We start from the raw sequence: 3508 nt of genomic DNA, 5'->3' as shown, positions 1-3508 counted from the left end.
TCAATATGGATACTGCCTAAATATAATTTATCAGTATGTATTTTAAGAATAGCGGCACGAGAAAAAGTAGCTTCTAGCCATGAATGGTGGTCATTGAGCAACTGTATGACATCACTTTTACTTAAACCAATATGTAGAAATGGAATCATACATTTCATGATATAATTTGGCTGGCGAATAAAAATATGTTGCCGACGCTCATGATGGAATAAGTTTACCATCTTTTGGAAATGACGGGGATAGAGATAAGATCTAAGAATAAACTTACTGATATCTCTCAATTTATGTTTTTGGCTTTGAGCATGAGCTGCCGAGGCTAATTTTAATCGCACACGAATTACCACTACTGTAATACAGATAATATTCAGCGAGTATTATTACTCACAGCCAAGAACATCGCTATTGTGTTTGTGTACTTTTTTGTATGGGATTGTCTTAATCGAGGTTATGTATAGTGTTAACTTATTAATAATGCTGCACTCTGATTATCTCTTAATCATAATTCCTGATCTATTATCCTTTTTCTATCAATGAAAGCCTGAATTGTATTTATGTCAATGTATTGATTGACTTTGATTAATAACTATAAATTATATTAGTTAGCCGTAACCCGAGAGCAGAGTATCGCTAGTGGACCAAAACAAAAAAGCCGCCTATCGGTCGTGATAAGCGGCAAGGGGGGATGATGGATCCATCTGTCCTGAACATTATTGGCTACCCAATAATATAAAAGCGTCGTCACTCTTTCCGCCTTTCGCTCAGCACATTCGGTTTATTATTATTGTGTTGTGGAGTCGGTTTCGATTATTGAGGATACGTTTTGTAACGTACCCCCATCATTTGTTCCATGCAGTGAATGACTTGGCAACTGTAACCAAATTCATTGTCGTACCAGACATATAAAACGCAGCGATTGCCTTGGGCGATCGTTGCAGCACCATCAACGACGCCAGCATGACGTGAACCGACTAAATCGCTCGAAACGATTTCAGTTGAATCGGTATAGTCAACTTGCGCTGAAAGAGGGGAGTGAGTAGCAATTTGTCTTAAATAGTGGTTTAACGAGGCTTTATCGGCTTCTTTGGCTAGATTTAAGTTAGCAACCACCATGGACACATTGGGTGTCGGTACGCGAATCGAATTCCCAGTTAATTTTCCTGCTAGCTCCGGTAACGCTTTGGCGACGGCTTTCGCTGCACCTGTCGAGGTCAGCACCATATTCAGAGAGGCCGATCGGCCACGACGTTCACCTTTGTGGAAGTTATCAATCAAATTCTGATCGTTGGTATAAGAATGAACGGTTTCAATATGCCCAGATAGCACACCATATTGATCGTGCATCGCTTTAAGAATGGGCGTAATTGCGTTGGTCGTACAACTTGCTGCGGATATGATCGTATCATCAGCGCTAATCACCGATTCATTCACCCCAAAAACCACATTTTTAATATCGCCTTTACCGGGGGCGGTGAGCAGCACTTTACTCGCACCCGGAGAAGCTAGATGACGGCTCAACCCTTCACTGTCGCGCCACACACCGGTGTTATCAACGACAAGCGCATCGTCAATACCATAGTGGCTATAATCGACCTCTTGCGGTGAGTCAGCATAGATCATTTGAATATAGTTACCGTTAGCAATCAGTGCCTTGCGTTCACTATCGATAATAATACTCCCGTTGAACTGGCCATGGACGGAATCTCGTCTTAATAGATTGGCTCGCTTTTCCAAATCTCCGTCTTTACCGCCACGAACGACAATTGCACGTAAGCGTAATGGGTAACCCGGACCACTTTTTTCTATTAATAAACGAGCCAATAAACGGCCAATACGACCGAAACCATAAAGCACAACATCTTTAGGTTGATTCATGGGTTCGCCGTTCACGGCTTCAACAAGTGCCGTATGCAAGTAATCTTGCATAGCATCGGCGTCATCATGATGTTGCCAATAACGATGCGCTAATTGGCCAATATCGATTTTACAAGGTGATAGGGTCATCTCTGCCAGTGAAGTGAGCAAAGGTATGGTTTGTTCAAGAGATAAAGATTCTCCGATATAGCGACTCGCAATTTTATGAGCTTTGATGATGTCAATCGTGGTCGCATTGATCAGCGTTTTACCAAACAATAAAATTTCTACACCTGCTTGTCGGTAAAGTTTGCCAATCAGAGGCGACATAGATTCAGCGATGGTTTGGCTAATTTGCCAATCGAGGCGATGTTTTTCTGGGCTCATGTTGACTTAAGACCTTTCACGTAGGGTTAAACGTGATGTCACCGCAAGCGATAAGCATCACGTGCTCAACCATCACAATTTGTATTGTGTTTAGTATTGAGCTAGCTTGTTATTGGATTGTGTCTGGATTGTAAATCTTGAGCGGTTATTCTGCTAGTAAAATTAATGGCCATATATTAGGCTGTAGTTCTACTGCTTTCTGGTGTTTTAGCGGAGTTTTTAAGGGTTAAATCGGTATTGACAATTTTAATTAATGTCACTTATTTCGTGAGGATATGCATTGAAATCATAGTTGTGTTTGAAAAAGAAAAATGAGTTACTTAATTTTTGTGATTTCAATCGAAAATACCTATTTATTCAGCAGGTTAATCCGTATTAATGAGCGTGATTTAATCCATGTGGTTTGAATGTGTTCGCGATCTGAAAATAATCCTTAATTGATTAGGGTTATTCACAAGCAGGTAGGTTAATTTTTACCTACCTGCTTGTGAATGAACGGTGGTTACCAGACAAGGCACTCTTAAGTGGTTACTGGTGGTATTAATTAGAGATTCGCTGGTGGGATCTGGCTGATCGGTTTGAGCTCATTTAAAGGTAACCAGTTTACTTTTACCCCTGCTTGTAAAAACATATCTTGGCTAACTTTTATTTTGTCGCCCCAACGAGAAAGAAAATCGTCAGACTGTTCAGGGCAATGCACAGCAGAAATACCAGTTTGAATGATTTTTGCTGCGCAATTTGGGCACGGAAAATGAGTGACATAAATTTCACAGCCATCCAAATCACGTTTAGCGAACAGAATCGCATTTTCTTCAGCGTGCAATGTTTTTAAATATTTCATGTCACGGTCGTCGGTATTTGCACTGTCAGAGATCCCGTGTGGATAACCATTAAAGCCGACAGAGACAATACGATTTTGTTTGGTGATCACAGCACCGACTTGAGTAGACGGATCTTTACTCCAAGAGCCAACCAGTTCGGCCATTTGATAGAAGCGTTGCGCCCATTTTGAAATCATAATCTTGGTTTCCTTAACGTAACGTTATTTGTCAGTCATGATCGTGATTTTGTCGAGCTTAGTCTAGATAAATTTTGCGACCGTCATGCGAGAAAAACGTTGATTGGTTAGGCTTGGCTTTACTAGAGTGAGACTGAACTCTCGTTTTTTATCGCTCCTCGCTAGATTGCTATGGGTGATTTAGCGAGGAGCCTTGTGAGAGATCTCTTACAATCAATGTGAGAGATGTGCGTTTTTTGTTATGGGTAAAAG

General features: G+C 40.9%; 3 protein-coding genes. All 3 read right to left on the bottom strand.

Annotation, left to right across the window (positions count from 1 at the left end):
* On the bottom strand, nucleotides 1-332 hold a 332-nt coding region (locus CAG60_RS16330; RefSeq protein WP_161439435.1), incomplete at its 3' end, for a DUF535 family protein.
* A gap of 472 nt (nucleotides 333-804) precedes the next feature.
* Complete coding sequence (locus CAG60_RS16325) at nucleotides 805-2238, bottom strand: glyceraldehyde-3-phosphate dehydrogenase (protein ID WP_158137050.1); 1434 nt, start codon at nucleotides 2236-2238, stop codon at nucleotides 805-807.
* 544 nt (nucleotides 2239-2782) lie between these two features.
* Entirely contained in the window at nucleotides 2783-3256 is a 474-nt protein-coding gene (locus CAG60_RS16320; protein ID WP_004397071.1) for a dCMP deaminase family protein, read from the bottom strand.
* Nucleotides 3257-3508 lie beyond the last annotated feature (252 nt).

Origin of the sequence: Vibrio sp. V33_P6A3T137 (assembly GCF_009904835.1) — a bacterium.
GTDB classification, from domain to species: domain Bacteria; phylum Pseudomonadota; class Gammaproteobacteria; order Enterobacterales; family Vibrionaceae; genus Vibrio; species Vibrio metschnikovii.
Note: the sequence above shows the minus strand (reverse complement) of the source record. Positions and strands in the feature narration are given on the sequence as shown.